The 26,988-nt window shown below is 68.6% G+C and carries 23 protein-coding genes and 1 tRNA gene; 13 read left to right on the forward strand and 11 right to left on the reverse strand.

Translation table 11 applies throughout. From position 1 onward, the window contains the following. Window positions 1–10 precede the first annotated feature (10 nt). From RS83_RS10500 to RS83_RS10515, 4 genes are read right to left on the reverse strand one after another with little or no spacing between them, the layout of a single operon-like run. Window positions 11–901 carry an ABC transporter permease gene (locus RS83_RS10500; RefSeq protein ID WP_045279488.1) on the reverse strand — a complete coding sequence of 297 codons (891 nt, stop codon included), beginning with the start codon at window positions 899–901 and terminating at the stop codon, window positions 11–13. Further along, window positions 894–1,826 carry an ABC transporter permease gene (locus RS83_RS10505; RefSeq protein ID WP_230114935.1) on the reverse strand — a complete coding sequence of 311 codons (933 nt, stop codon included), beginning with the start codon at window positions 1,824–1,826 and terminating at the stop codon, window positions 894–896. The genes RS83_RS10500 and RS83_RS10505 overlap by 8 nt, the downstream gene beginning before the upstream one ends. Then, a complete protein-coding gene (locus RS83_RS10510) occupies window positions 1,823–3,211 on the reverse strand; it encodes a M14 family zinc carboxypeptidase (protein ID WP_045279490.1) in 1,389 nt (462 codons plus the stop codon). Before RS83_RS10510 ends, RS83_RS10505 begins: the two co-directional genes overlap by 4 nt. Continuing rightward, on the reverse strand, window positions 3,211–4,809 hold the full coding sequence (locus tag RS83_RS10515; RefSeq protein ID WP_045279491.1) for an ABC transporter substrate-binding protein: 1,599 nt from the start codon (window positions 4,807–4,809) through the stop codon (window positions 3,211–3,213). The genes RS83_RS10510 and RS83_RS10515 overlap by 1 nt, the downstream gene beginning before the upstream one ends. 300 nt (window positions 4,810–5,109) lie before the next feature. Here RS83_RS10515 and RS83_RS10520 point away from each other — a divergent pair, with 300 nt between their 5' ends. From RS83_RS10520 to RS83_RS10560, 9 genes are all read left to right on the forward strand, one after another. Continuing rightward, complete coding sequence (locus RS83_RS10520; protein ID WP_045279492.1) at window positions 5,110–7,434, forward strand: DNA polymerase III subunit gamma and tau; 2,325 nt, start codon at window positions 5,110–5,112, stop codon at window positions 7,432–7,434. Then, a complete protein-coding gene (gene recR, locus RS83_RS10525; protein ID WP_045279493.1) occupies window positions 7,434–8,027 on the forward strand; it encodes a recombination mediator RecR in 594 nt (197 codons plus the stop codon). The genes RS83_RS10520 and recR overlap by 1 nt, the downstream gene beginning before the upstream one ends. 49 nt (window positions 8,028–8,076) lie before the next feature. After that, window positions 8,077–8,997: a DMT family transporter gene (locus RS83_RS10530; RefSeq protein ID WP_082071638.1), complete on the forward strand. Its 921-nt coding sequence runs from the start codon at window positions 8,077–8,079 to the stop codon at window positions 8,995–8,997. Window positions 8,998–9,074: 77 nt separating this feature from the next. Continuing rightward, window positions 9,075–10,355 (forward strand): aspartate kinase, encoded by a 1,281-nt coding sequence (locus RS83_RS10535; RefSeq protein WP_045279829.1) that lies wholly within the window; start codon window positions 9,075–9,077, stop codon window positions 10,353–10,355. 124 nt (window positions 10,356–10,479) lie between these two features. Next, a complete protein-coding gene (locus tag RS83_RS10540; RefSeq protein WP_045279494.1) occupies window positions 10,480–11,550 on the forward strand; it encodes an aspartate-semialdehyde dehydrogenase in 1,071 nt (356 codons plus the stop codon). An 83-nt stretch (window positions 11,551–11,633) separates the two neighbouring features. Next, window positions 11,634–13,103 (forward strand): malate:quinone oxidoreductase, encoded by a 1,470-nt coding sequence (locus RS83_RS10545; RefSeq protein ID WP_045279495.1) that lies wholly within the window; start codon window positions 11,634–11,636, stop codon window positions 13,101–13,103. 7 nt (window positions 13,104–13,110) lie between these two features. Next, window positions 13,111–13,764: a thymidine kinase gene (locus RS83_RS10550; RefSeq protein ID WP_045279496.1), complete on the forward strand. Its 654-nt coding sequence runs from the start codon at window positions 13,111–13,113 to the stop codon at window positions 13,762–13,764. Window positions 13,765–13,992: 228 nt separating this feature from the next. Continuing rightward, window positions 13,993–14,727 carry a FadR/GntR family transcriptional regulator gene (locus RS83_RS10555; RefSeq protein WP_045279497.1) on the forward strand — a complete coding sequence of 245 codons (735 nt, stop codon included), beginning with the start codon at window positions 13,993–13,995 and terminating at the stop codon, window positions 14,725–14,727. A 10-nt stretch (window positions 14,728–14,737) separates the two neighbouring features. Next, window positions 14,738–16,018 (forward strand): alpha-hydroxy acid oxidase, encoded by a 1,281-nt coding sequence (locus RS83_RS10560; RefSeq protein WP_045279498.1) that lies wholly within the window; start codon window positions 14,738–14,740, stop codon window positions 16,016–16,018. 31 nt (window positions 16,019–16,049) lie between these two features. On the opposite strand, the gene RS83_RS10565 is transcribed toward RS83_RS10560, so the two are convergent. The 6 genes from RS83_RS10565 to RS83_RS10590 all read right to left on the reverse strand — a co-directional run bounded on the left by RS83_RS10565 (window position 16,050) and on the right by RS83_RS10590 (window position 21,863). Beyond that, window positions 16,050–16,892 (reverse strand): DUF1295 domain-containing protein, encoded by an 843-nt coding sequence (locus RS83_RS10565; protein WP_045279499.1) that lies wholly within the window; start codon window positions 16,890–16,892, stop codon window positions 16,050–16,052. A 38-nt stretch (window positions 16,893–16,930) separates the two neighbouring features. Then, the gene (locus RS83_RS10570) at window positions 16,931–17,686 is read right to left on the reverse strand and encodes an HAD-IIB family hydrolase (protein WP_045279500.1); all 756 of its coding nucleotides are present in this window, start codon (window positions 17,684–17,686) and stop codon (window positions 16,931–16,933) included. Beyond that, a complete protein-coding gene (locus tag RS83_RS10575; RefSeq protein WP_052679074.1) occupies window positions 17,683–18,159 on the reverse strand; it encodes a VanZ family protein in 477 nt (158 codons plus the stop codon). The genes RS83_RS10570 and RS83_RS10575 overlap by 4 nt, the downstream gene beginning before the upstream one ends. 68 nt (window positions 18,160–18,227) lie before the next feature. After that, a tRNA-Pro gene (locus RS83_RS10580) sits at window positions 18,228–18,304 on the reverse strand. 56 nt (window positions 18,305–18,360) lie between these two features. Continuing rightward, a complete protein-coding gene (locus RS83_RS10585; protein ID WP_045279831.1) occupies window positions 18,361–19,299 on the reverse strand; it encodes a metallophosphoesterase in 939 nt (312 codons plus the stop codon). Beyond that, window positions 19,296–21,863: a transglycosylase domain-containing protein gene (locus RS83_RS10590; protein ID WP_045279501.1), complete on the reverse strand. Its 2,568-nt coding sequence runs from the start codon at window positions 21,861–21,863 to the stop codon at window positions 19,296–19,298. The genes RS83_RS10585 and RS83_RS10590 overlap by 4 nt, the downstream gene beginning before the upstream one ends. Window positions 21,864–21,952: 89 nt before the next feature. Between RS83_RS10590 and RS83_RS10595 the strand changes: the two genes are divergently transcribed. Beyond that, entirely contained in the window at window positions 21,953–22,177 is a 225-nt protein-coding gene (locus RS83_RS10595; protein ID WP_045279502.1) for a hypothetical protein, read from the forward strand. After that, on the forward strand, window positions 22,174–22,632 hold the full coding sequence (locus RS83_RS10600; RefSeq protein ID WP_045279503.1) for a RidA family protein: 459 nt from the start codon (window positions 22,174–22,176) through the stop codon (window positions 22,630–22,632). Before RS83_RS10595 ends, RS83_RS10600 begins: the two co-directional genes overlap by 4 nt. 122 nt (window positions 22,633–22,754) lie before the next feature. On the opposite strand, the gene acs is transcribed toward RS83_RS10600, so the two are convergent. Next, the gene (gene acs, locus RS83_RS10605; protein WP_045279504.1) at window positions 22,755–24,722 is read right to left on the reverse strand and encodes an acetate--CoA ligase; all 1,968 of its coding nucleotides are present in this window, start codon (window positions 24,720–24,722) and stop codon (window positions 22,755–22,757) included. A 360-nt stretch (window positions 24,723–25,082) separates the two neighbouring features. On the opposite strand from acs, the gene RS83_RS10610 reads away from it, so the two are divergent. Next, on the forward strand, window positions 25,083–26,090 hold the full coding sequence (locus tag RS83_RS10610) for a TadA family conjugal transfer-associated ATPase (RefSeq protein ID WP_045279505.1): 1,008 nt from the start codon (window positions 25,083–25,085) through the stop codon (window positions 26,088–26,090). Continuing rightward, window positions 26,084–26,986: a hypothetical protein gene (locus RS83_RS10615; protein WP_045279506.1), complete on the forward strand. Its 903-nt coding sequence runs from the start codon at window positions 26,084–26,086 to the stop codon at window positions 26,984–26,986. Before RS83_RS10610 ends, RS83_RS10615 begins: the two co-directional genes overlap by 7 nt. Window positions 26,987–26,988 lie beyond the last annotated feature (2 nt).

Genomic DNA, 26,988 nt, shown 5'->3' on the forward strand with positions numbered 1-26,988 from the left:
TGCTGAGCCGTCAGCGGCTCTTGGGGTCGAGGGTGTCGCGCAGGATGTCGCCGAGCGTGATGACGGCGAGCACTGTGGCGGTGAGGACGAGCGAGGGGAACAGCAGCATGTGGGGCGCGGTCTGGAACCGCTCCTGCGCGCTCGCCAGCTGCAGTCCCCAGGAGATCGACGGGGCGCGCAGCCCGAGACCGAGGAACGTCAGGGTCGCCTCTGCCACGATGACCGAGCCGACCATGATCGTCGCGATGGCCAGCACGGGGCCGATCGAGTTCGGCAGGACGTACCGACGGAGGATGCGCGCGGTCGACAAGCCCATCGCCCTGGCCGCATCGACGTAGTCGGCACCGCGGATCGTGCGCACGGATCCGCGGACCAGCCGCGCCATGGTCGGCCAGGAGAACAGCGCGAGCACGATGGCGACGTTGAGCACCGTGCGCTCGTTCAGGGTCGTCAGCACCACGACGGCGCCGAGCAGGAACGGGAAGCCGAGGAACACGTCGGTCAATCGGGAGATCAGTCGGTCGGCCCATCCGCCCCAGTAGCCCGCGATCACCCCGAGCACCAGTGCGACGATCAGGGCGAGTGCGGTGCACAGCAGCCCGACGCTGAGCGAAGCCCGAGCCCCGTAGATCACGTTCGAGAGCACGTCGCAGCCCTGCAGGTCGGTGCCGAACGGATGCGCCGCGCTCGGCGGCCTTGCCGACTCGGCGAGCACGCAGGCCCTGGGATCCGGGGTCGGGCCGAGCTGCGCGAACCACGCAGGGAAGAGCGCCACCAGGGCCAGGATCGCGAGCACCGCGCAGCACACCCAGAACAGCGCGCGGCGCCGCAGGGACCGCCAGACGCCGCGACGGGGCATCCGACTGAAATGCGACTCCATGGTCGCGGCGACCTCACTCATGGCGGATCCTCGGGTCGAGAACGGTGTGCAGCAGATCGACGATCAGATTGGCGATCAGGAAGATGATGATGAGTGCGACGGAGATGCCGATGATGGTGGGTCCCTCGTGTGCTCTGATCGACTGGAACAACAGCTGCCCGACGCCGGGCAGATTGAACACGCCCTCGATCACGACCGTTCCGCCGAGCAGATAGCCCAGGTCGATCGCGAGGAAGGTGAGCACCGGCAGCGCGGAGTTGCGCATCACGTGCACGCCGATCACGTCCCGCGGGCGCATCCCCTTCGCCCAGAGCGTGCGGACGTAGTCGGCGTTCAGGGCGTCGATCACCGAGCCTCGCATGAGCCTGGCGACCGCGGCGAGTCCGAACACCGCGACGCAGAGCGCCGGAAGCAGGTACGACACCGGCCATCCGGCGGATGCACCGGCGACGGGGAACCAACCAAGGTGCACACCGAAGATCAGCTGCGCGGAGACCGCGAGCACGAACACCGGGATCGAGCTGGCGAGAATCGTGCCGGTGAGCACGAGCTTGTCGTCCCAGCGCCCGTTGCGCACGCCGGCCCAGAGCCCGAGGGCGACACCGACGAGGACTTCGATGCCCCATGCCGTCAGCGCGAGCGTGATGGTCACCGGCCAGCGGTCGGCGAGCTTGTCGGCGACGGCCTGGCCGGAGAAGTTCCTGCCGAGATCGCCCTGGAACAGGTTGGCGAGGTAGTTGAGGTACTGCTGCCACAGCGGTTGGTCGAGGTGATACTCGGACCGGAGCTGTGCGACCACCGCCTCGGGGAGCGGGCGGTCACCGCCGAGGCTCGCGATCGGGTCGCCCGGCAGACCGAACACCATGGCGTAGATGATGAACGTCACGCCGAAGAAGACGATGGCGAGTTCACCGAAGCGTCGGGCGATGTACCACGTCGTCTTCACCGGTCCGTCTCCGCATCGATCAGGCATCGCGCCACGGCCAAAGTCGCCCCGAACTGCACGCCGACGAGGGATTCGATCGGCAGCGCGGTGAGATCGGCGTGCGAGTCGGACTCCTCGCACCACCGTCCGAACAGCGCCTCCATCTCAGCGTGAGCGCGGCGGGTGCGTGCAGTGGCGTGTCCGGCAGCGACCTCGGCATCGAGCATCCGCAGCGTCATGCCGCCATACCGGAGGCGGAAGCAGCGCACGATGTCCTCGTTGCTGAACACCTCGGCTCCGGTCGCTCGGCGCGCGGTGTCTTCGCCCTCTGCCCGGCGGTGCTCGGTCTCGCCGTTCACGATGAGGTAGGGCACGAACGCCCCGGTGGCGCGCCGGAACGGAGTGTCGAGCGTCAGGTCTGCCGCGTCGACGATCCGCTGCAAGGCTGTGCCTGTCTCGATCAGGGCATCGGCTTTGCGGCGCAGCACCGCCGCATACGACTGCGCGGTCGGCGTCTCGTCGTCCGCGTCGGGGTGCGACCAGTACGGCAGCTCTGCGACCAGCGACACGGTGCCGTACTTCGCGGCATACGACGACGACGATTCCCCGTTGGAGATCATCGTGGCCGCATCCACGCCCAGCCCCTCGAGGAAGTCGTACTCCTCGCTCATCGAGATCATGCTGTAGACGGCTGTGCCGAGAGGACGGACGGTGGGCGTCTCCGGCTCTCCGGTGTCGAGCGGCAGCCCGAGGGAGCGGGGAACCGCCTGCAGCGCGTCGACCGCCCCGCCGACCTCGCCGCTCAGGTAGAAGTAGACGCCGCCGAGCTCGGCGTTGTGCAGCGAGACCATGAAGTCCGGCTGCACCTCGTCGATCACGCGCATCAGCGCCTGCGTCTCGGGCAGCACCCGGTCGAACCACGCCTGCTTGTATGCGAACGGGAAGGTCCATTCGACCTGCTCGTCCGGCGCCGGCCGGTAGAAATGCCTCGCGTAGAAGCTGCGGTCCGAGGGGGCGGGGTACCAGCCCTCGTTGAGCCTCGTGCCGTCCGGATCGATGCAGGGGATGATGTGCCACGTCGCGTCGAAGGCGTCGCGAAGCGTGTCGTCGTCGGTGAGGGCGGCGGCCAGGTGCTGCAGCATCCTGAACCCGATCGGCTCATTCGGATGCACGCCGGCGAAGAGCAGGTGCGAGCGGCTCCCGTCGCCGATCGAGAACATGGGGATGGGTTCGCCGAGCCGGGAGGTGCCGATGCGCCGCGACCTCATGAGTCCGGGGTGCAGCGAGCTCAGCTGCTCGAACGACGCGAGGAGCTCGTCGACCCCGGGGAAGTCGACGATGGCGGGGATCGCCCCGGATCGCTCGAGGATGTCCTCGAGCGATCCGGGGGTGGGGGAGTGCGTCATCACTCGTTGCCGGCCAGAACCGTCATCGAGTAGTTCGGGTTGCCGGCTGCCGAGGTGTTCAGCGTCGCGACACGCTTCGACGTGACGTAGGCGTACGACTCGTTGAACAGCGGCGGGACGGGGAACGTCTCCATCAGACGCTCCTGGACCGCGGTGTACGTCGCAGCCACCTCGTCGTCGCTCAGGGCGGCGTCCGCGGCATCCATCAGCGTCGCGACCTGCGCGTCGTACTCGCCGACGCAGCCGGCGCAGCCGCCGTTCTCGATGAACATCGCGCGCAGCGTGGCCTGCTGGCTCGGGTACAGCGCGCCCCAGCGGGAGAAGTACGGTCCGGGGGTGGCGCCCTTCAGACGGTTCTCGTAGAACTCGGCCCAGTCGGCGCTCGGAGTGGCGATGGATTCGACGCCGAGCGCCTGGCGGATCGAGTTGGCGATCGCCGCGTAGAAGTCGTCGAGTCCGACGCCGCCGGGGTAGTAGATCTCGATCGTGCCGTCGAAGCCGCCGGCTTCGGTGAGCAGCGCCTTGGCGGCGTCGGGGTCGTACTCGCAGTACTCGCCGCAGATGCCGACGGGAGTGCCCGGCTCGATGTCGGGGGTGAACGCCGTCGCGGGTGCGTAGAGCCCGCCGTAGATGACGTCGTTGATCGTCGCGCGGTCGATGGCCATCGAGATCGCCTGGCGCACGCGGATGTCCTGATATCGCGGGTCGCTCAGCGGGATGCCCAGGAACGAGATGCCCGGGGCCTCGAAGGAGTACACGTTGTCGGCGCCGAAGTCGGAGTCGGCCTGGGTCATCTTGGATGCCGGAAGGCTGGCGACGTCGAGGTTGCCGGCGAGGACGTCGTTGTACGCCGTCGAGGTGTCGGTGTAGGGCACGAAGGTGATCTCGTCGACCGTGGGCTTCTCGCCCTTGTAGTCGGCGTAGGCGGTGAGCGTGATGGGCTCGCCCTCCTGGTAGTCCTCGGTGAACTCGAAGGCGCCGTTCCCGATCGGGTGCGTGTTGTAGGCGTCGAAGTCCTCCAGCGCGGAGGCCGGCATCGGGTACATCGCCGTCTGCGCCTGTGAGACCTGCATCGGGAACTGGCTGTCCGGGCCGATGAGCGTGACGGTGAACGTCAGGTCATCGACGACGGCGAGCCCGGACATCGCGGTGGCAGGGGTCTCGCTGGTGACGTCGGCATAGCCGGTGATCTTCGCCAGCTGCCCGGAGTTCTCGAAGGCGTTCGGGCCGTATGCCACGGCATTCCAGGAATCGACGTAGTCCTGGGCCGTCACCGGGGTGCCGTCCTGGAAGGTCCAGCCGTCGCGGAGCGTGATCGTGTAGGTCTGCGAGTCCTCGGTGTCGATCGACTCCGCGGCGATGTATTCGATGTCGCCGTCGGAGCCGACGAAGGTGAGCGGAGCCCAGACGGCCATGTTGATGTCGTAGGCGACGGTCTGACGTCCGGGGATGATGAGCGCCGGGTCGGTCACCGCCACCGTGATGGCGGACGAGCCGTCGCCGCCGTCGGAGGGAGTTCCTGTGGAGCCGCTACAGCCGGACAGGACGAGGGCGGCCGCCGCGAGCAGGGCGGGTACGGCGAGATGTGAGTGCTTCATGACGTTCCTTCGGAGGTGCGACGTGTGTCGCAGGTGCCGGGTAGTGAAGGAGATCCCGATTGCGACACCGTTGTGAGGTGTCTGCGTTCGGCACGCAGATCGGCGGATGACGGCATGCGTGATAAAGATAACTTTCAGAAGATAGTGAATCTTCGGATGGTTTCGAAGATGTTACGGGCTGACGCCGCGTTTGTGAAGATCTCCTATGCGGCGACGGCGACCGGACCCCTTCGACGAGCGGCTCCTGGCACCATCACGCGCGTCGATGCGGGTGTCCGTGGCACGCCGTAGGCTGTTGAGGTGACCACAGCCCTGTACCGCCGCTACCGCCCCGAGACGTTCGGCGAGATGATCGGGCAGTCGCAGGTGACCGACCCACTGATGACGGCGCTGCGCGGCGACCGTGTCGGTCACGCCTACCTGTTCTCCGGCCCTCGCGGGTGCGGCAAGACGACGTCCGCACGCATCCTCGCCCGCTGCCTGAACTGCGCTGAGGGCCCGACCGATGTGCCATGCGGCACGTGCCCGAGCTGCGTCGAGCTCTCGCGCGCCGGCGGCGGATCCCTCGACGTGGTCGAGATCGATGCTGCGAGCCACAACGGCGTCGACGACGCGCGCGACCTGCGTGAGCGCGCGACGTTCGCCCCGAGCCGCGACCGGTACAAGATCTTCATCCTCGACGAGGCGCACATGGTGACCCCGCAGGGGTTCAACGCGCTGCTCAAGCTCGTCGAGGAGCCACCGGAGCACGTGAAGTTCATCTTCGCGACAACCGAGCCGGAGAAGGTGCTCGGCACCATCCGCTCGCGCACGCACCATTACCCGTTCCGTCTGGTGCCTCCGGCGGCGATGCTCGAGTACGTCGAGAAACTGTGCACCGAAGAGGGCGTCGTGGTCGAGCAGGGTGTGCTCCCGCTCGTCGTCCGAGCCGGTGGTGGCTCGCCGCGTGACACCCTGTCGCTGCTCGACCAGCTGATCGCCGGTTCCGACGCGCCCGCCGGCTCCGCCACCGTCACGGTCGGCTACGCCCGCGCCGTCGCCCTGCTCGGCTACACGCACGGAGCGCTGCTCGACGAGATCGTCGACGCGCTCGCCGCAGGAGACGCGGCGGCGGCCTTCCCCGCGATCGACCGCGTGGTGCAGACCGGCCAGGACCCCCGGCGATTCGTCGACGACCTGCTCGAGCGATTGCGCGACCTCATCGTGATCGCAGCGGTCGGCAACGGCGCCTCAGCCGTGCTGCGCGGCATCGCAGAAGACGACCTGGAGCGCATGCGCGGTCAGGCCGATGTCTTCGGCGCTGCCCGCCTCTCGCGTACGGCCGATGTCGTCAGCGCTGCGCTCGACGACATGTCCGGGGCGACGTCGCCGCGACTGCACCTCGAACTCATGGTCGCGCGCGTGCTCGCCTCGGCCAAGGCGGATGCCGAGGCGCGCGGTGGCCCGGCCGTGGCTGCGGCCGCCCCGGCTGCGGCTGCGCCGGTTCGCACGGCTTCGCCCGCGCCCGCCGGGGTTGCGCCCTCTGTGCAGGCCGCAGTTCCGCCGGCTCCGGAGGTCGCGAGTGCGACTCCCGTGGCGCCGCTGCCCGCATCGGTCGTCGAGGCGCCTGCTGCCCACGCACCTGCTGCAGACGCACCTGCAGCAGACGCAGCTCCTGCAGCGGCACCGGCTCCTTCGGCAGCCCCCGAGCCCGGTGCGCCGTCATCCGCCCCCACCGGACCGGTCACGTTCTCGCACCTGACGGCGGCATGGCCCGCGGTGCTGACGCGCCTCGAGGGCATCAGCCGTACGTCGTGGCTCGTCGTCACGGCCGTGCAGCCGCTCGCCTACGACACTGACTCCGAGGTGCTGACCCTCGGGTTCGCCAGCCAGCACGATGTCGGCAGGTTCAAGGGAACGACGCCCGGCTCCGGCACGTCGGATCACCTCCGCACCGCGATCGAGCAGGAGCTCGGCGTGCGCGTGAAGTACCTTCCGGCACCGTTGCCCGCCGGCGGCGCTGCCCGAGCGCCGCAGGCGCCGTCGAACGGCTCAGCCCCGGCGGCTCCCGCGAAGGACTTAGCAGCTCCGAAGGACTCATCCCCGAACGACGCTGCGCCGAAGACATCGTCCCAGCGCGACGCCACCCCTGCCGCCGGCGCTCGGCCGCAGTCGCGTTCCTCGTCGGCACCTGCCGTGACCGAATGGGCTGTCGCGCCGATCCCCGCAGGCGAGGCACCACGCGACGCGCCTGCAGCGCCGCTCCCGGTCGATGACGAGCCGGAAGAGGTCGAAGCCGCGGCGTCGGCGCCGACTCCTCCACGTGATGGTTCCGTCGACCGCTCTGAGCCGCCGCTGCCTGGCGACGACGACGCCCCCGACTTCGACGACGAGCCGCCGTACGACCCGTCGTATGAGCCGGCCCCCTCCGGCGGCCCCCCGCCGCGCAGCCAGAGCCCATCCGCACCGCAGGCGGCACCGCGAGCTGCGGCGGCACCCGCCCCGCGCGCCGCTGCCCCGGTCGTGACGGAGCGTTCGCCATCGGCCGGCGGCGTGCAGCGCTATGGAGAGGCCGTGATCCGCCAGGTGCTCGGCGCGACGTTCGTTCGCGAAGAGCCCTATGAGCCCCCGACGAGGTTCGCCTGATGTATGACGGCATCGTTCAGGAACTGATCGACGAGTTCGGTCGGCTCCCCGGCATCGGCCCGAAGTCCGCGCAGCGGATCACCTTCCACATCCTCCAGACGCCGACGTTCGACGTCGCGCGGCTCGCCGAGCTGCTGTCGGAGATCCGGTTGCGGGTGCGGTTCTGCGAGGTGTGCGGCAACGTCGCCGAGCAGGAGCGCTGCGTGATCTGCCGCGACCCTCGCCGCAACCAGACACTGATCTGCGTCGTGGAAGACGCGAAGGATGTCGCTGCGATCGAGCGCACCCGTGAGTTCCGCGGGCTGTACCACGTGCTCGGCGGCGCGATCAGCCCGATCGCGGGCATCGGCCCTGACGACCTGCGCATCACCCAGCTGATGTCGCGGCTCGCAGACGGCACGGTGCAGGAGGTCATTCTGGCGACCAACCCGAACCTCGAGGGCGAAGCCACCGCGAGCTACCTCAGCCGACTGCTCACGACCATGCAGATCACGGTGTCGAGGCTCGCGTCCGGCCTCCCCGTCGGCGGGGACCTCGAGTACGCCGACGAGGTCACGCTCGGCCGCGCATTCGAGGGACGGCGCATCCTGTGAGCCGCCGCCGCAGCGCGACCGCGCGTGCACCGATGAACGCCGCACGGCGGTGACCGCGCAGCAGACCGGGTTCACCCGCCGCGGGTGGCTGCTCTTCGGAGCGATGGCGTTGCTGTGGGGCGTGCCCTACCTGTTCATCAGCATCGCGGTCGAGACGATCTCCCCGCCGGCGATCGTCGCCGGCCGAACATTGATCGCCGCACTCCTGCTGCTGCCGTTCGCGCTGCGGAGCGGTGCCCTGCGCGCCGCCCTGCAGCACTGGCCGTGGGTCCTGGCGTTCGGACTGGTCGAGATGGCCGGCCCCTTCGTGCTGCTCGGTCATGCCGAGATGACGCTGCCGTCCGGCATGACCGGACTCCTCGTCGCGACCGTCCCGCTGTTCGCAGCCGTGATCGCGCTCGGCGGCGGCGATCGCGGCGTGCTGCGACCGGCGCGCGGCATCGGCCTGCTCGTCGGGTTCGTCGGCGTGGCCATCGTCGTCGCCGGCCCCGGTCTCTTCGGCGGCGAGGTCAGCCTGCTCGCGGCAGGCGAGGTACTCCTGGTCGCGATCCTCTATGCGATCGCCCCCTTCATCGTGGCCCGTAAGCTCGCCGACGTCCCCTCGCTCGGCACCATCACGCTGTCGTTGCTCATGATCGGCATCCTCTACCTGCCGATCGGGCTGCTGACCCAGCACCGGATGCCGTCGGTCCCGTCGCTCTTCGCACTGCTCGCCCTCGCGGTGATCTGCACGGCGGTCGCGTTCCTGGCATTCTTCGCGTTGATCCGCGAGGTCGGACCGGTCCGCGCCCCGCTGTTCACCTACGTCAACCCGGTCGTCGCGATCGTGCTCGGCGCGATCGTGCTCGCCGAGCCCCTCACGCCGGGCCTGCTTCTCGGGTTCCCGCTCATCATCGTCGGGTGCTGGTTCGCCGCCACCGGCGGCCGGTTCCGACCTTCGGCATCCCTCCCGCTCCCACCGACCCCCTGACACATGCGCACCGGGGCATATGCCGCGATCGTAGAATGAGCGGTGGGCGGATCCGCCCGACATCCCAGGGAGTGATCGTGGCCCTCATCGTGCAGAAGTACGGCGGCTCGTCCGTCGCCAACGCAGAGAGCATCAAGCGCGTCGCCAAACGCGTCGTCGACACGCGGCGTGCCGGGCACGACGTCGTCGTCGCCGTGAGCGCCATGGGCGACACGACCGACGAGCTGCTCGACCTCGCGAACGAGGTCGCCCCCATCCCGGCACCGCGCGAGCTCGACATGCTGCTCTCCAGCGGAGAGCGCATCTCGATGGCGCTGCTGGCGATGGCCATCCACTCGATGGGCTTCGAGGCGCGCTCGTTCACCGGCAGCCAGGCCGGCATGATCACCGACTCCCAGCACGGAGCGGCGCGCATCGTCGATGTGACCCCGGTGCGCCTGCGCGAAGCACTCGACGAGGGCGCGATCGTGATCGTCGCCGGGTTCCAGGGCTTCAACCGCGACACCCGCGACATCACGACGCTCGGCCGCGGCGGCTCCGACACGACGGCCGTCGCGCTCGCGGCGGCACTGGATGCCGACGTCTGCGAGATCTACAGCGACGTCGACGGCATCTTCACCGCCGACCCCCGCATCATCCCGCGTGCGCAGAAGCTCGACCACATCTCCAGCGAGGAGATGCTCGAGCTCGCCGCGAACGGTGCGAAGGTGCTGTACATCCGCGCGGTCGAGTACGCACGCCGTCACGGCGTCCTGATCCACGCCCGGTCGACGTTCTCGTCGTCCGAGGGTACGTACGTTCTGGGCGAGGGCATGAAGAACCCCCGCGAGACAGAGGGAGCAGTCATGGAAGAACCGATCGTCGCAGGGGTCGCCACCGATTTCAGCCAGGCGAAGATCACCGTCTCGGGTGTGCCCGATGTGCCCGGCAAGGCGGCGGAGATCTTCAAGATCGTCGCGAAGTCGGGTGCGAACGTCGACATGATCGTGCAGAACGTGTCGGCCACCGGACGCACGGACATCTCGTTCACGGTCCCGAAGGCGGATGCCGCTGCTGCGCTCAAGGCGCTCGCGGGCGAGCAGGGCGAGGTCGGCTTCCAGAATCTGATCCACGACGACCAGATCGGCAAGCTCTCCGTGGTCGGCGCCGGCATGCGCACGCACTCCGGGGTCTCGGCCGTGCTGTTCGAGGCGCTGTCCGCCGGCGGGATCAACATCGAGATGATCTCGACGTCCGAGATCCGCATCTCGGTGGTGCTCCGTGGCGATGACCTCGCCGAGGCCGCGCGAACCGTGCACACGGCGTACGGACTCGACGGCGACGTCGAAGCCACGATCCACGCCGGCACCGGTCGCTGATCGCGACCGTCTCGCGGCGCGGTAGACTCGCCGGAACCCTGACATCGGCGCCAGGCGCAGCATCAGCACCCCGACGCCGCGCCTCCCGCCTCGTACGCAGTACTGCACGACGCCAAGGAACATCATGACCCGCATCTCCGATTCAGGACTCTCCGTCGCCATCGTCGGCGCCACCGGCCAGGTTGGCACCGTGATGCTCGAGATTCTCGCCGAGCGGGCGTTCCCGATCCGCGAGCTGCGACTGTTCTCCTCGTCGCGCTCCGCAGGCACGGCGATCGCGTACGGGGGAGTGGACGTCATCGTCGAGGACGTCGAGACCGCGGATGCCTCGGGCATCGACGTGGCGCTGTTCTCCGCCGGTGCAACGGCCAGCCGTGCGTATGCGCCTCGCTTCGCCGAGGCCGGTGCCGTCGTCGTCGACAACTCCAGCGCATGGCGAAACGACCCCGACGTGCCCCTCGTGGTCAGCGAGGTCAACCCGCACGCGATCGACGAGCGCCCCAAGGGCATCATCGCGAACCCGAACTGCACGACCATGGCCGCGATGCCGGTGCTCAAGGTGCTGGACGCCGAAGCCGGCCTCGAGCGCTTGATCGTCTCGACCTACCAGGCGGTCTCCGGTTCCGGTCTCGCCGGTGCGCAGGAGCTGCTCGGCCAGGTCGAGGGCGTGCTCGCCCAGGGTGACACCCTTCGTCTCGTTCGCGACGGCTCCGCAGTCGACTTCCCGCAGCCGGAGAAGTACATCGCACCCATCGCCTTCGACGTGATCCCGTTCGCTGGCAACCTCGTCGACGACGGCGACAACGAGACCGACGAGGAGAAGAAGCTCCGCAACGAGAGCCGCAAGATCCTCGAACTGCCCGGTCTCCGTGTCGCCGGCACCTGCGTCCGCGTTCCCGTCTTCACCGGTCACTCGCTGTCGATCAACGTCGAGTTCGCGCGTGACATCACGCCTGATCGCGCACGCGAGGTCCTGTCGGCCGCCCCCGGCGTGGTCGTCGAAGAGGTGCCGACCCCGCTGTACGCGGCAGGCAAGGACGCGAGTTTCGTCGGGCGCATCCGTGCCGACCAGTCCGCCCCTGATGGCAAGGGTCTCGTGCTGTTCATCAGCAACGACAACCTGCGCAAGGGCGCGGCGCTGAACGCCGTGCAGATCGCCGAGATCCTCGCGGAGCGCCTTGCGGTCATAGCCTGACCGCATCCCCGCGATACGGAACCCGTCTGGTCGGACGAGTCCGCATGGTCGGTCGCGGCCTGCCTGCGAACTAGACTGTTCTGGTGACCGAAACCGTCGATGTCGTCCTGATCGGTGGTGGCATCATGAGCGCCACCCTGGGTACTCTGCTGCACCAGCTGCAGCCGGAGTGGAAGATCGTCGCCTTCGAGCGACTCTCCGATGTGGCCCAGGAGAGTTCGAACCCCTGGAACAACGCCGGCACCGGGCATGCCGCGCTCTGCGAGCTGAACTACATGCCGCAGGGTGACGGACCGCTCGACCCCGCCAAGGCGGTGTCCATCAACGAGCAGTTCCAGCAGAGTCGTCAGTTCTGGTCCTCGCTCGTCGACAAGGGTGTGCTCGACGCGCCCTCGACGTTCATCAACGCGACGCCGCACATGACGTTCGTGCGCGGTGAGAAGGATGTCGCGTACCTCAAGGACCGGTACGAGGTGCTCAAGAAGCAGCCGCTGTTCGCCGGCATCGAGTACAGCGAGGACTCCCGCGTGATCAACACGTGGGCGCCCCTGCTCATGCAGCAGCGCCGCAAGGGCGAGCCCTTCGCCGCGACCAGGGTGCCCGCGGGCACCGACGTCGACTTCGGTGCGCTCACCCACCAGCTCTTCGATCATCTGACGTCGTCGGGTGTCAGCCTTCGCACGAACCACGAGGTCCGCTCGCTGAAGAAGCAGAAGGACGGAACCTGGCTGGTCAAGTACCGCCACAGCCTCGGCCGCACGCCGGGCGACGTCAAGGCGCGCTTCGTCTTCGTCGGTGCCGGTGGCTGGGCGCTCAAGCTGCTGCAGCGCTCCGGCATCCCCGAGATCAAGGGGTACGGCGTCTTCCCGATCGGCGGACAGTTCCTCAAGACCTCCGACCCGAAGATCGTCGCCCAGCACCAGGCGAAGGTGTACTCGCAGGCGTCCGTCGGTGCTCCGCCGATGTCGGTCCCGCACCTCGATACGCGCGTGGTCGGCGGCGAGGCGTCGTTGATGTTCGGCCCGTTCGCGACGTTCAGCCCCAAGTTCCTCAAGCAGGGATCGATGCTCGACATCGTGTCGCAGGTGCGCCCGCACAACCTGGTGCCGATGCTGCAGGTGGCGGTCAAGAATCCCGACCTCATCACGTACCTCGTGGGTGAGCTCATGAAGAACCACGCGAAGAAGGTCGACAGCCTCCGCACGTTCATGCCAACGGCGAAGGACGAGGACTGGACCCTCATCGACGCCGGCCAGCGCGCCCAGGTCATGAAGAAGGACCCGAAGAAGGGCGGCGTGCTGCAGTTCGGCACCGAGGTCGTCTCGGCATCCGACGGTTCGATCGCCGGTCTGCTCGGCGCTTCTCCCGGCGCGTCCACCGCAGTGCCGATCATGCTCGGCCTGCTGAAGAAGTGCTTCCCGAACGAGTTCCCGAGCTGGGAGCCCGAACTGCGCGACCTCATCCCGACGTTCGGCATGCAGCTGAACACGGATGCCGCGCTCGCGGAGGAGTCGACCGCGGCGACCGCGGCGACCCTCGGCATCAACCGCTGAGGCGACTGTGGGCAAGCTCTACTTCCGCTACGGAGCGATGAACTCGGGCAAGTCCACGGCTCTCCTGCAGGCCGCCTACAACTATGAGGAACGCGGTCAGCATGTGCTGCTCGCCAAGCCCGCGATCGACACCAAGGGCGCATCCGAGATCGCGAGCCGTCTCGGCGTGACTCGCGAGGTCGATTTCCTGATCGCCCCCGACGACGATGCACGCGACCTGTTCGCCGAGCATCGTGAGCGCGCCAGGGAGTCGGTGGCTGAGGAACTGCTCCCGAGCGGGCCGGTCGACATCGCCTGCCTGTTGATCGACGAGGCGCAGTTCCTCACGCCCGAGCAGGTCGATGATCTGTTCCGCATCGCGATCGAGGACGGCATCCCGGTGATCGCGTACGGCATCCGCAACGACTTCCGCACGCATGCCTTCCCCGGCTCCGCACGTCTCCTCGCGATCGCGCATTCGCTGGAGGAGCTCAAGACGATCTGCCGCTGCGGGCGGAAGGCCGTCTTCAACGGCAGGGTGATCGGCGGACGCTTCGTGTTCGACGGCGACCAGGTCGCGATCGATGAGGGCGCCGGCGGCGCTGCCGCACCCGAGATCACGACATATGAGTCGCTGTGCGGTGCGTGCTATCTCGAGGAGTCCGCCGGACGCCTGGGCTGACCGCCCCGTCCCCGCCGCTTTTCCTTCGCTCCCGCTCCTCACTCGCCCTGTCTCCGATCGCCGAGCGGCCCCCTTCTGCGCGAGCCACCCCGTTGTGTGCTGCCTTCAAGGGGGTCGCTCGCGCACAAAGGGGCCGCTCGGCGACGGGGGAGCGCCGCGTTTGCGTGGTCCGACCACACGCGCTAACCTGTGGTCAGACCACAGAGGGTCGCGATCGGGGAGAACAAGATGGCGGAGCAGCCTGCACGTGCGTGGCGCGTCGTCCTCGAGCACATCGAGCGCCACCTGCTCGACGGGCGCCTCGGCCCCGGTGACCGGCTGCCATCCGAGCGCGAGCTCGCGACCGAGCTCGGGGTCGGGCGCTCGAGCGTGCGCGAGGCGTTCCGCGTGCTCGAGGTCCTCGGTCTGATCCGTACCGCGACCGGGTCAGGCCCGCAGTCGGGAGCGATCGTCATCGCGACCCCCACGGGCGGGATGTCCGCGTTGCTGCGGCTGCAGGTCGCAGCGCAGGGCTTCCCGCTCCATGACGTGCTGCAGACCCGTCTCGTTCTCGAGGACGCGGTCGTCGGCGACATGGCGGCAGCATCCGATCGCGACACCGCAGGCGCGCACCGGATGCTCGAGGCGATGGATGCCGTCGACCTCACCCCTGCGGAGTTCCTCGCGCTCGACGCGCAGCTGCACCTCTCGCTCGCCGAGGCGAGCGGCAACGTCGTGATCGCGGCGATGATGGCAGGTCTCCGCTCCTCGATCGAGTCGTACGTGCAAGCGGGCGTCTCGTCGATCGCCGACTGGGATGCCATGGCGTCCAGGCTCCGCGGCGAGCACCGTGCGCTGATCGCCGCGATCGATGCGGGCGACGCCGACACGGCTCGCTCCCTCGTGCATGCGCACATCACCGGCTACTACGCCGCCGCGGGACTCACCCGCACAACCCCGTCCGACACGACCACCGAGAACTGAGAGGAACACCATGGTCCAGCGCCAGGTTCCCAACCCCGCGGAGCTCCTCGAGCTGATGAAGTTCAAGAAGCCCGAGCTGAACGGCCGCAAGCGCCGACTCGACGCCGCCCTCACGATCGACGATCTGCGTCTGATCGCGAAGCGCCGCACGCCCAAGGCGGCCTTCGACTACACCGATGGGGCCGCAGAGGGCGAGCTGTCGCTGACGCGCGCCCGGCAGGCCTTCCAGGACGTCGAGTTCCACCCCGGCATCCTGCGCCCCGCCCCCGATGTCGACACCACGGTCGACATCCTCGGCGGTCCCTCTGCACTGCCCTTCGGCATCGCGCCGACCGGTTTCACGCGGCTCATGCAGACGGAAGGCGAGATCGCGGGCGCCGGAGCCGCTGCCGCCGCCGGCATCCCGTTCACGCTGTCGACCCTGGGTACGACCTCGATCGAGGGTGTCCGCGAGGCGACGCTCCGCGAGCCCGAGGCGAAGACTCCGGGTCGCGACTGGTTCCAGCTGTACGTCATGCGCGATCGCGAGATCTCGTACGAGCTCACCCGCCGAGCCGCTGCCGCGGGCTTCGACACGCTGCAGTTCACGGTCGACACCCCGGTCGCTGGCGCGCGCCTGCGCGACAAGCGCAACGGGTTCAGCATCCCGCCGCAGCTCACTCTCGGCACGATCATCAACGCGATCCCGCGACCGTGGTGGTGGGTCGACTTCCTCACCACGCCGAAGCTCGAGTTCGCGTCGCTCAGCACCACCGGCGGCACCGTCGGCGAGCTGCTGGATGCCGCCATGGACCCCACGATCAGCTACGACGACCTTGCCGTCATCCGCGACATCTGGCCGGGCAGGATCGTGATCAAGGGCGTGCAGAACATCGAGGACTCGGTGCGCCTGCGCGACGCGGGGGTCGACGGCATCGTGCTGTCGAACCACGGCGGCCGCCAGCTCGACCGTGCACCCATCCCGTTCCACCTGCTGCCGGAGGTTCGTCGGGCCGTCGGCGACGACTTCACGGTCATGATCGACACCGGCATCATGAACGGTGCCGACATCGTCGCGGCCGTCGCGCTCGGTGCCGACTTCACGCTGATCGGCCGCGCCTACCTCTACGGCCTGATGGCCGGCGGGCGGCAGGGTGTCGACCGGACCATCGCGATCCTGCGCACCGAGATCGAGCGCACCATGCGCCTGCTCGGTGTCTCGTCGCTCGCTGAGCTCGAGCCCTCGCACGTCACGCAGCTCACCCGGCTGGTGCCGGTGTCGCGAGCCGCTGCCGAGGCTCGCGCGCACTGACCGACGTCCACCGCGCGGTGGGCTCGTGGTCTCAGGACTGCGGGGCCACCGCGCGCGTGCTCGGGGGCCACGGCACCAGCATCGACGTGGTCCGTCGATAGGCGGCGTAGGCCGGGTACTTCGAGGCGGTGATCGACTCGGTGAAGATCGTCGAACCGATGAAGAGCACTGTGAGCAGCGCAGGGCCGACGATCGTGGAGTTGATCGCACCGCCGATGACCCCTGTCCCTGACGTCACGGCCGCAGCGGCGCCGATCGCGTAGAACGCCCACCATTGGGCCTGCTCGAAGAAGAAGTTCGGGTGCCGGCTGTAGCGGAACAACCCGCCCGTCGCGAAACCAGGGGCGAGAGTCCCACCGGCCGCCTTCTTGCGCTCGTGGAAGCGCCACTGCTGCTGGTCCGCGATCGTCTCGCCGACGAGGAACGCCACGAAGGCCGCGATGAACAGTGCGTCCCAGCCGGTGAGGGCGGACGGATGCTCCGCGGCGACGCCGGCGGGGAGGGTGATGAGCACGAGCAGCGTCATCTGGTAGCAGATGATGAAGAGCAGGTTGAAGATCTGGAACTGCCACGGCCGCATCCGCTTCCGCAGGATCGCCCAGCGATAGTCCTCCATGCCGCTGTACCCGCCCTTGCGGGCGAAGTTGAAGGTCAGCCGCGCACCCCAGGCGGTGGCGAGGACCCCCATGATCACGAGGCGAGCGGACCCGTCGCCCTGCGCGAAGGCCACACCGACGAAGATCCACACGTACGCGACAGGGACGATCGACCAGGCGCGATCGACCCACGATGTGTCGCGCGTGATCAGCGAGAGCACCCAGCACGCGAAACTGGCGAGTGCCGCGACGACGATGACGGTCTGCAGGGCATCCATGACGCCATGCTAGAGCGCGCGATGCGCGGCGGAGCGGATCAGAGCGTCTTCAGCAGCGCGTCGAGCTTGTCTGCGGTGTCTTCCCAGCCCTCGACGGGCACGGACGGCACACCGAGTGCGAGCACCGGGTAGTCGTTGCCGCCTTCATCGAGCCGGTCGCCGTAGAACAGCATCGCGGTGAGCGGGATACCGGTGCGCTCGGCGAGCTCGCGCATGCCGAAGGCCTTGTCGATGCCCTCCTGCGTGATGTCGATCGATGTCGACCCACCCGAGCGCACCTCGAGGCCGGGCAGTCGCACCGCGACCGCGTCGCGGAGCGCGGCTCGCTTGGCGCCGTTCGGGTCCCAGTCGTGCTTCGCCTCGCGAGGTGCGCGCTGCCCGAGCGCGGAGAACGTGATCTGCGAGCCGCGGTCCTCGAGGATGTCGCCCCAGGGCTCCGCCTCCCAGAAGCCGAGTCGCTCGGCCTCTTCGCGCAGGGCGGTGAGGGCGTCGTGCTTCTGGGCATCCGAGAGCTCGTGGGCGTAGATCGGCGCGAACTCCGTGCCGTCGTGGCGCAGGTACCGGGTGCCGCAGGTGGGCAGCAGGTGCAGGCGCGCGAGGGCAGCGGCATCCGTGTCGCCGAGCTGGGCGATCACCTGGGCGCGGAACTGCGCCTCGTTGCCACCGGAGATGATGGCGACGTCGACGGTGCGCAACAGTGCGCGCAGCAGATCCGCGATGCGCGGGTCGATCGGACCCTTCGACGGGGCGAGGGTGTCATCGAGGTCGAAGGCGACGAGTGCAGGTGTGGTCATGATGCTTCCAGCGTAGGAGACGGATGCCGCGTGCGGCGCGGCGCGAACAGCAGGGTGAGGAGAACGGCGAGGATCACGCCGGCGGTCGCGCCGGCGGAGTTCGCGACGACGTCGGTGACGGTCGCCGCCCGGTGCGGCAGGGCGACGCGCTGCGAGATCTCGATCGCGGCGGACAGTGCAGGACCGATCAGCAGGGCGAGCGGCCACACACGCCGGGGGAGGAGGACGAAGGCGAGCACGCCCACCGGCACGAACACGAGGATGTTGGCGAGGATCTCGAGGCGAGTGAAGTCGAGCGACTCCCACCCGATGCGATGCGCGGCGCCGAGTACCAGATCGAGGAGGTTGGGCATCGTCTGCTCGATGCGTTCGGGCGTGAGCGTGAGCAGCGCGAGACCGGCGAGGAAGGGGATGCCGAGGACGAGCGCCCAGCCGCGGGTGAATCGTCGCGGAGGAGGGAGCAGAGGGCTCATGCCGTCTCCTTCCTGGGCTGTACCGGTACAGAGAAGGCCGCCCCTCGGGGCGGCCTTCTGAGTGTTACTGGTCGGGGTGACAGGATTTGAACCTGCGACCTCTTCGTCCCGAACGAAGCGCGCTACCAAGCTGCGCCACACCCCGTTTGCAACCCTCCGAGTCTACAAGGAAAACGCTCGCGCGCCCAATCGAGACGCGGATCAGTCGCGCGCGGTCAGCGTGAGCAGCGTCGCCTCGGGGCGGCAGGCGAAGCGGACGGGCGCGTAGATCGAGTGTCCGCAGCCTGCGCTGACGTTCAGCGGCACGCTGTGCGCGCCGTGCGACCAGGTGCTCAGCCCCTTGGCCTGCTTGAGCGGAATGTCGCAGTTCGCGACGAGCGCGCCGTAGCCGGGGATGCAGACCTGGCCACCATGCGTGTGGCCGCCGAGGATGGCATCAGCGCCGAGATCGATGAAGCCGTTCAGCACCCGCTGGTACGGCGCGTGCGTGACGCCGAGCACCGAGGTGTCCTTCTTCCGCTTCCCGAGGCCGGCGATCGCATCGGGGAGGAGGTCGAGCCGGTCCCAATCGCGGTGCGCATCGTTCACACCGAAGAGGTCGACCGTGTTGCCCGCGATGTTCATGCGGGCCGCAGTGTTGTTCAGATCGGTCCAGCCGAGCTCGTCGGTGAAGTAGTGGTCCATCGCGGCGGTGTCGAGCAGTGCGGGCGTGCGGTGCTTCTTCGAAGGGCCGGAGAAATACCGCAGCGGGTTGCGCGGAGAAGGCGCGGTGACATCGTTCGACCCGTGCACGAAGACGCCGGGGACGCCCGCGAACGGTTCGAACGCGCGCCGGATGCCCTGGAGTCCGTCCTCATGGCCGAGGTTGTCGCCGGTGTTCACGATCAGGTCGGGCTGCAGCTGGGCGAGCGAGGCGAGCCAGTCCTGCTTGCGGTGCTGCCACGGCGCCATGTGCGCATCCGAGAGGTGCAGGATACGGATGGGTGCGGAACCAGGGGCGAGCGCGGATGCCGAGACCTCCCGCACCGTGAAGAGATAGCGTTCGATGCCGATACCCCAGACCGCTGCGGCGACGCCCGCGGCCCCCACCGCGCCGAGCGCGATGAGGGCCGGGTGAGCCGAGGAACGACCCGTCGTCAACACGCCACCGAGATCTTCGTCGACTTCTTGGCTGCGGAGTTCGCGGCCGGGTCGGTCGAGGTGACCTTGGCGTTCGGGGCATTGCACGAACCGGCGAAGTCGACCGAGGAGAAGCCTGCCCCGACGAGGGCCGCGCCGGCAGCCGTCGGCGCCTGCCCTGTGACATCCGGCACGGTGGCTCCCTCCCCGTTGCTGGGGGAGATGGTCACGGTGCCGCCACCGGCCGTCTGGCCGGACGGGTCCTGTGCGGCGACGATGTTGGTCGCGAGGTTGCTGTCGACCGGGGCGCCGACCGAGACCGTGAAGCCGGCGGTCTCGAGCGCCGCGGTGGCTTCTTCGATCGTCATGCCGACGACGGCCGGCACGTTCGTGAGCACACGACGCGTGAGGTTGTTGTCGGGGTTCGGGAAACGATCGCCGCCGTACACGTCATCGGCAGCCGCCTGGGCGGTCCGCGCCAGCGGGTAACGCATCTCGTTCACGCTGTAGCCGTTCTGCCGCACACGGTAGATGTTCGCCTCACCGTTGAATCGTCCGACCCACGCGACGCTGGCGACCTTCGTGCTCGACTCGACCATCATGGTCTGGGACTGGTTGTGCGTTCCCGTCTTGCCGATCAGCGGAGTGCCGTCCCTCGGGTTCGCCACCGCACCGGTCCCGGTTCCCGTCATCACGCCCTGGAGCGCGTACGCGGCCGTCGCGGCCACCTCAGGGCTGATCACGCCCGGCGTGCACGACGACTTCGGAAGCTCACGATCCGCACCGTCAGGGCCGACGACCCGGTCGATCGCGCGCGGGGTGCAGTACGTGCCACCGCTGGCGACCGTGGCGTACGCGTTCGCCATCGCGAGCGGCGAGATGTTCTTCGAACCGAGGATGTCGAACGGTGCGACCTTGTCGGTCGTCTTGCCGCCGTCGGCGAGCTTGACACCCATGCGGTCGGCGACCTTGTTGATGTCGCAGAGATCGAGCTTCGAGGCCATCGCGAAGAAACCACTGTTCAACGACTGCGCCGTGAACCGCATGACGGAGTCGGTGGAGCCCTGGTTGCCGCCGAAGTTGCCGATCTCCTTGGTGTTGGCGGTGTGCGTCACCGGAGACGCTCCGCAGGAGTCCTTGAACTTCATGCTGGTCTGCACGCGGCCGTTGAGGACTTCGTTGACCGAGTGCCCCTTCTCGAGCCAGTCGATCAGCGTGAACAGCTTGTAGGCCGAACCCACCGGGAATCCGTCGGAGTTGCCGTTCGTCCGATCGCCGGCGAAGACCAGCGAGGAGAAGGCCTGGTCATCTGTGGGGGTCTCCTGGAACTGCGTGTTCTGCGTGATCGACAGCACGCGACCGGTGCCGACCTCGATCGAGATGCCGGCCGCACCGAAGTACTGGTTGTCGAAGTTCGCCGGAACGATGTCCGCCATGGCCTGGGCTGCCGGGTCCTGGATGCGGAAGTCCATCGTCGTGTAGATCTTCAGTCCACCGCGGCGCAGCAGGTCGCGGCGGTCCTGCGGGGTCTCGCCGAAGGCGGCGTCGTTCTCGACGATCGATTTCACGTACTGGCAGAAGTAGGCGTTGCGGCCGGCGGCCTGACAGCCCTGCTGCGGCACCGTGATCGCCGGAGCGATCGGCGACGCATCCGCTTCGTCGTACTGGGCCTGCGTGATCTTGCCGTTCGCGAGCATGCGTCCGAGCACATAGTGACGCCGGTCGAGCGTGTCCTTATAGCCGTCGGTCGCTGTGTTCTGCGCGACTCCGTCGGCCGTGTAGGTGCCGGTCTCGCCGCGGTCGATGCGATAGATGTTCGGGTTCTGCACGATGCCGGCGAGCGTCGCCGCCTGCGCGACGGTGAGGTTCGCTGCCGAGGTCGAGAAGTAGTACCGCGACGCGGCTTCGATGCCGTACACCGTGCCGCCGAAGTTCGCGATGTTCAGGTACCCGAGCAGGATGTCGTTCTTCGAGTAATCCTTCTCGATCTGGATGGCGTAGCGCATCTCCTGCAGCTTGCGCTGGATGCCCTCGGAGCCGGTCGCCTCCGTGGCCTTCTGCCAGCACGCCTGCAGCTCTTCCGAGTACGTCTCGGAGGCCGTGTCGACCTCCTGCTCGCACTGCTGGATCAGCACGTTCTTCACGAACTGCTGGCTGATGGTCGAGGCGCCGCGCGAAGAGGTGCCCTTGATGTTGTCGATCACAGCGCTGACGGTGGCGCCGAGGTTCACGCCGCCGTGGCTGTAGAAGTTCTTGTCCTCGCTCGAGAGGATCGCGTCGTAGAGCACCGGGGCGATCTGGTCGTACGTCACCGGGACACGGTTCTGCTCGTAGAACGATGCGAGAGCGACGGGGTTGCCGTCCGGGTCGTTCGCGTAGATGGTCGACTGCTCCATGGGGGTGTCGACCTTGAGGACCTCGGGGAGGTCGTCGAACAGCGTGAGCGCCTGGGTACCCGCAAGGCCCGTCATCGCGAGGACGGGCGTGACGCTGGCGGTGACCAGGAGACCGGCGACGGCGCTCAGGCCGACGACCCCGAGGAGGCCGCCGAGCACGCCGTTCACCGTGCGATTCTTTTGAGGCATACGCTGATCGTAGGGGAGTTCCCTGAATACCGCCTTTGACGAGCGTCGGCCCGCTTTCACGGCGCGACGCCGGAATAGACAGGAGTGCCATGACCACGTGGGAGTACGTCACCACCCCGCTGCTGATCCACAACACGGCAGCCATCCTCAACAACTGGGGCAAGCAGGGCTGGGAGCTCGTGCAGGTCGTGCAGGGGCCGGAAGGCGGCCTCGTCGCCTACTTCAAGCGTCCGGTCACGCAGGACGGATCCAACACCTCTGGGCTCAAGGCCGCCGCAGAGGCCGCCCGCCAGTTCGATGGGGGCCAGGCATGAGCGTCAGCGCCCGTCTCGCCGAACTGGGCATCGAGCTGCCGGCGGTCGCCGCCCCCGTCGCCGCATACGTCCCCGCGGTCGTGCACGGTGGACTCGTGTACACGTCCGGACAGCTGCCGTTCGCGGCCGGCTCCCTCCCGGCGACCGGCAAGGTCGGTGCCGAGGTCGCAGCAGACGACGCCAAGGCCTACGCCCGCACCTGCGCGCTGAACGCGCTCGCCGCAGCCGCGGATGCCGCAGGCGGCGTCGACCGCATCGGCGGTGTCCTGCGGGTCGGCGGATTCGTGGCATCCGTCCCAGAGTTCTCCGGCCAGCCCGGGGTGATCAACGGCGCGAGCGAGGTGCTCGGCGAGATCTTCGGCGATGCCGGACGCCACGCTCGTGCTGCGGTCGGTGTTCCCGTGCTGCCGCTGGACAGCCCGGTCGAGGTCGAAGTCACCTTCATCCTCGCCTGACGCTTCGACAGGCTCAGCGACCCACGGGCGGCTGAGCCTGTCGCCCCTTGGATATCCGAGCCTGTCGCCCTTGGGTCTCCGAGCCTGTCGCGCCCCTGTGGGTCCCTCAGCCTGTCGAAGGGCTACTTGACCTGCGCCGAAATGATGCTCATGACCGCCGTGTCGGCGAGGGTCGTGGTGTCGCCGACCTCTCGGCCCTCGGCGACATCGCGCAGCAGCCGTCGCATGATCTTCCCGGAGCGTGTCTTGGGCAGTTCGCCGACGATGTAGACGTCGCGCGGACGCGCGATCGCCCCGATCTGCTCCCCGACCCACAGGCGAAGCTGCTGTGCGAGTCCGGCAGGGTCGTGCGCTGCGAGATAGCTCTCCTTGATGATGACGAAGGCGACGACCGCCTGTCCGGTCGTCTCATCCGAGGCTCCGACGACCGCGGCTTCGGCCGTCGCCTCGTGTGCGACGAGCGACGACTCGATCTCAGCGGTGGAGAGGCGATGGCCCGAGACGTTCATGACGTCGTCCACCCGGCCGAGCAGCCAGAGGTCGCCATCGTCGTCGAGGCGGGCGCCGTCCCCGGCGAAGTAGTAGCCCTGATCCTCGAACTTCTCCCAGTACGTCTCGCGGTAGCGTTCCGGGTCGCCCCAGATGCCGCGCAGCATGCTCGGCCACGGCTCGGTCACCACGAGGAGTCCGCCGTTGCCGTTGCCGACCTCTTCGCCCTGCTCGTCGACCACGTCGATCGAGATGCCGGGCAGCGGCACCTGCGCCGAGCCGGGCTTGGTGGATGTCACGCCGGGGAGCGCAGACACCATGATCGCGCCGGTCTCGGTCTGCCACCAGGTGTCCACGATCGGTGTCGTGCCGGCGCCGATGACCTCGCGGTACCACATCCATGCCTCGGGGTTGATGGGTTCGCCCACCGATCCGAGCAGACGCAGCGACGAGAGATCGAACTTCGCGGGGACGCTGCGGCCGATCTTCATGAACGAGCGGATCGCCGTGGGCGCCGTGTAGAAGATCGAGACCTTGTACTTCTCGATGATCTCCCACCAGCGGCCGGGGTGCGGAGCATCCGGTGTGCCCTCGTAGAGCACCTGGGTGGCGCCGTTCGCGAGCGGGCCGTAGGTCACGTAGGAGTGCCCGGTGATCCAGCCGATGTCCGCCGTGCACCAGTAGACGTCGGTCTCGGGCTGCAGGTCGAACACGTACTTGTGCGAATAGGCCGCCTGGGTGAGGTAGCCGCCGGAGGTGTGCAGGATGCCCTTCGGCTTCCCGGTCGTTCCGGAGGTGTAGAGGATGAAGAGCGGGTTCTCGGCAGGGAACGCCTGGGCCTCATGCTCGGCGGATGCCGCCGGCACCGCGTCGTGCCACCAGACGTCGCGGCCATCGACCCAGTCGACCTCGTTCTCGCCGCGGCGCACGACGAGCACGTGCTCGACGGTCTGCTGCTCGCCCTCGCCACGGTCGCCGAGCGCCTGGTCGACCGCGGGCTTCAGAGCGGAGACGCGACCCTTGCGGTAGCCGCCGTCGGCAGTGATGACGACCTTCGCCCCGGCATCGTCGATGCGTGACCGCAGGCTGTCTGCGCTGAATCCGCCGAAGACCACCGAGTGGATCGCACCGAGGCGGGCGACCGCGAGCATCGAGATGATCGCTTCGGGGATCATCGGCAGGTAGATCGCGACACGATCGCCATGCGTGATGCCGAGGTCGGTCAGCACGTTGGCCGTGCGCTTGACCTCTTCGGTGAGCTCCGCATAGGTGATGCTGCGGGAATCGCCGGGCTCGCCCTCCCAGTGCAGCGCCACGCGGTCGCCGTTGCCCGCTTCGACGTGACGGTCGAGGCAGTTGTACGCCACGTTGAGTTCGCCGTCGTCGAACCATTTCGCGAACGGCGGCGTCGACCAGTCGAGCACGTTCGTGAAGGGCGTGTGCCAGTGCAGGAGCTCTCGTGACTGCTCGCCCCAGAACGCTTCGCGGTCGGCACCGGCACGTTCGTAGAGCTCGGGCGAGGAGATCGACTGCGCGACGAACTCCTCGGACGGCGGGAAGCGGCGGGTCTCGTCGAGAAGATGGTCGATCTGGCTGCTCATCGGCAGGCGCTCCTTTGCGGCTGGGTGTGATCGTGAGGGTGCACGATCAGGTCCTGGCGAATCTAGTCTCGCGACGGGGTGTCGAATACTGCCGAAAGTCGGTAGTCGATCGGGTTTTGTGAGGACGGTCGCCTTGCGTACACTCGACCACAGCCGAATACTCATTCTGGCCTTGGCGCGCCCGATTCCCCCGATCGTGGCCAGCCGTGGGCGGCACCTCATTCCCCCCGTGAGGCGCCGCCCTTCTCCGTTTCCGGATGCCCTCCACTGCGCCCTCCACGGCCGTGCGCCCCTCGGAGTTCTGCACAACAGCCGTGACCCAGGACCGCGCGTGCGGCGGGGTCGTCTTACCGTCGAGGCATGTCCTCGTCGTTCATCATCCAGCCCCGGCAGGGAAGCTCCGTGCACTCGGCGGACGCCGGGCCCCGATCGCTGCATCTCGATCCCGCATTCGGACCGCTGCGCGAGCATTGCGACGACGGGACCGTGACGGACGTGTTCGTGAACGGACCGCACGGTCTGTTCGTCGATCGGGGTGATGGCGCGGAGCCGGTGCCCGAATGGCGCGCATCCGAACGAGAGGTCCGAGACCTCGCCGTCGCCCTGGTCGGACTCGGCGGGCGGCACCTCGACGATCAGGCGGCCTGCGTCGATGTGCGCCTCGACTCCGGTATCCGTGTGCACGCCGTGCTCGCCCCGGTGTCCACGCGGGGGACCGCGCTGTCGATCCGCATCCCTCGAGTGCTGGCTGCGGATCTCAGTGCCCTCGCCGCGCTCGGCGCCTTCGACGCCCGACAGCATCGCTGGCTCAGCGAGTTGGTGTCGACGCGCGCGAACCTCCTGATCACGGGTGGCACCGGCACGGGCAAGACGTCGCTGCTCTCGGCACTGCTCTCAGAGGTACCGGGCGGCGAGCGTCTCGTGACGATCGAGGATGTCGCTGAACTGCAGCCGCGGCATCCGCACCATGTGGCACTCGAAGCACGCCAGGCGAACCTCGAGGGAGCAGGAGGGATCAGCCTGGCCAGGCTCGTGCGCGAGTCCCTGCGCATGCGACCTGACCGACTCGTGGTCGGCGAGTGTCGGGGAGAAGAGGTGCGCGAGCTGTTGACCGCGCTCAACACCGGACACGACGGGGGAGCGGGCACACTGCACGCGAGTGGGCTGCGCGACGTCCCGGCGAGGCTTGAAGCACTGGGCGCACTCGCCGGGATGGATGCCACGGCGCTCGCCCGGCAGGTCGTCAGCGCGTTCACGATCGTGCTGCACCTCGATCGCGCGCCGGGCGGCAGGCGACGGATCGCCCAGGCTGGCGTCTTCGCCGTCGAGGACGACCGCCTGGCCATCCACGAGGTGGCGCCATGGTGATCCGGTTCCGTCGCGCTGCGACGAACGATGCAGGACCGGATGCCGTGGCGACATCCGTGCAGACGCTCGCCGTGCTGCTGCAGGCCGGCGCGGTGCCGCTCGTCGCCTGGCGGCATCTCGCCGAGACCGGCGATCAGCGAGCAGCGGCCGTGATCGGGCGCCTTGACGACGGCGTGCCGCTGATCCCCGCGATCGAGGCCGAGGGCGGCGCCTGGGTCGATCTCGCCGCAGCCTGGGAGGTCGCCACGACGGTCGGCGCACCCCTGGCGGCCGTCCTGCGCATGATCGCGGAGACCTTGCGCGACGCCGGCGCCGCAGCCGACGACGTGCGCATCGCTCTGGCGGAACCCGCAGGCACGGCCCGGCTGCTCCTGTGGCTGCCGCTGGCGGGGCTTCTGCTCGGGTTCGCACTCGGCTTCGACACGGTCGGCGTCATCGTGCGCAATCCGCTCGGTGTGGTGTGCGTCGTCGCCGGCCTGTTCCTGGTGCTGGCTGCGAGGCTCTGGACGAATCGGCTGCTGCGACGAGCGCACCCGGCTCCCGGCACGCCGGGGATGACCGCCGAGCTGGTCGCCGTCGCGCTGTCCGGTGGGGTCTCGGTCGATCGCGCGCTGCGCCTCGTGGCGGACAGCGCTGCGTCGCGCCACGGCGATGAGCACCGCATCCGGACGGTGCTCGACCTCTCGCTCGCCGCCGGGGTGCCAGCGGGCGAGCTCCTCCGAGCCTCGGCTGCACAGGAGCGGCACCGTGCCCGGATCGACGGCCGCCTGCGCGCATCGCGCCTCTCGACGCAGCTCCTGATCCCGCTCGGGGTGTGCACGCTGCCGGCATTCCTGCTGCTCGGCGTCGCTCCACTGCTGCTCAGCGTGCTCGGCTCGACGCCCGTGCCGCTGTGAAC

Source organism: Microbacterium oxydans (assembly GCF_000956525.1).
In the GTDB taxonomy this organism is placed as follows: Bacteria; Actinomycetota; Actinomycetes; order Actinomycetales; family Microbacteriaceae; genus Microbacterium; species Microbacterium oxydans_A.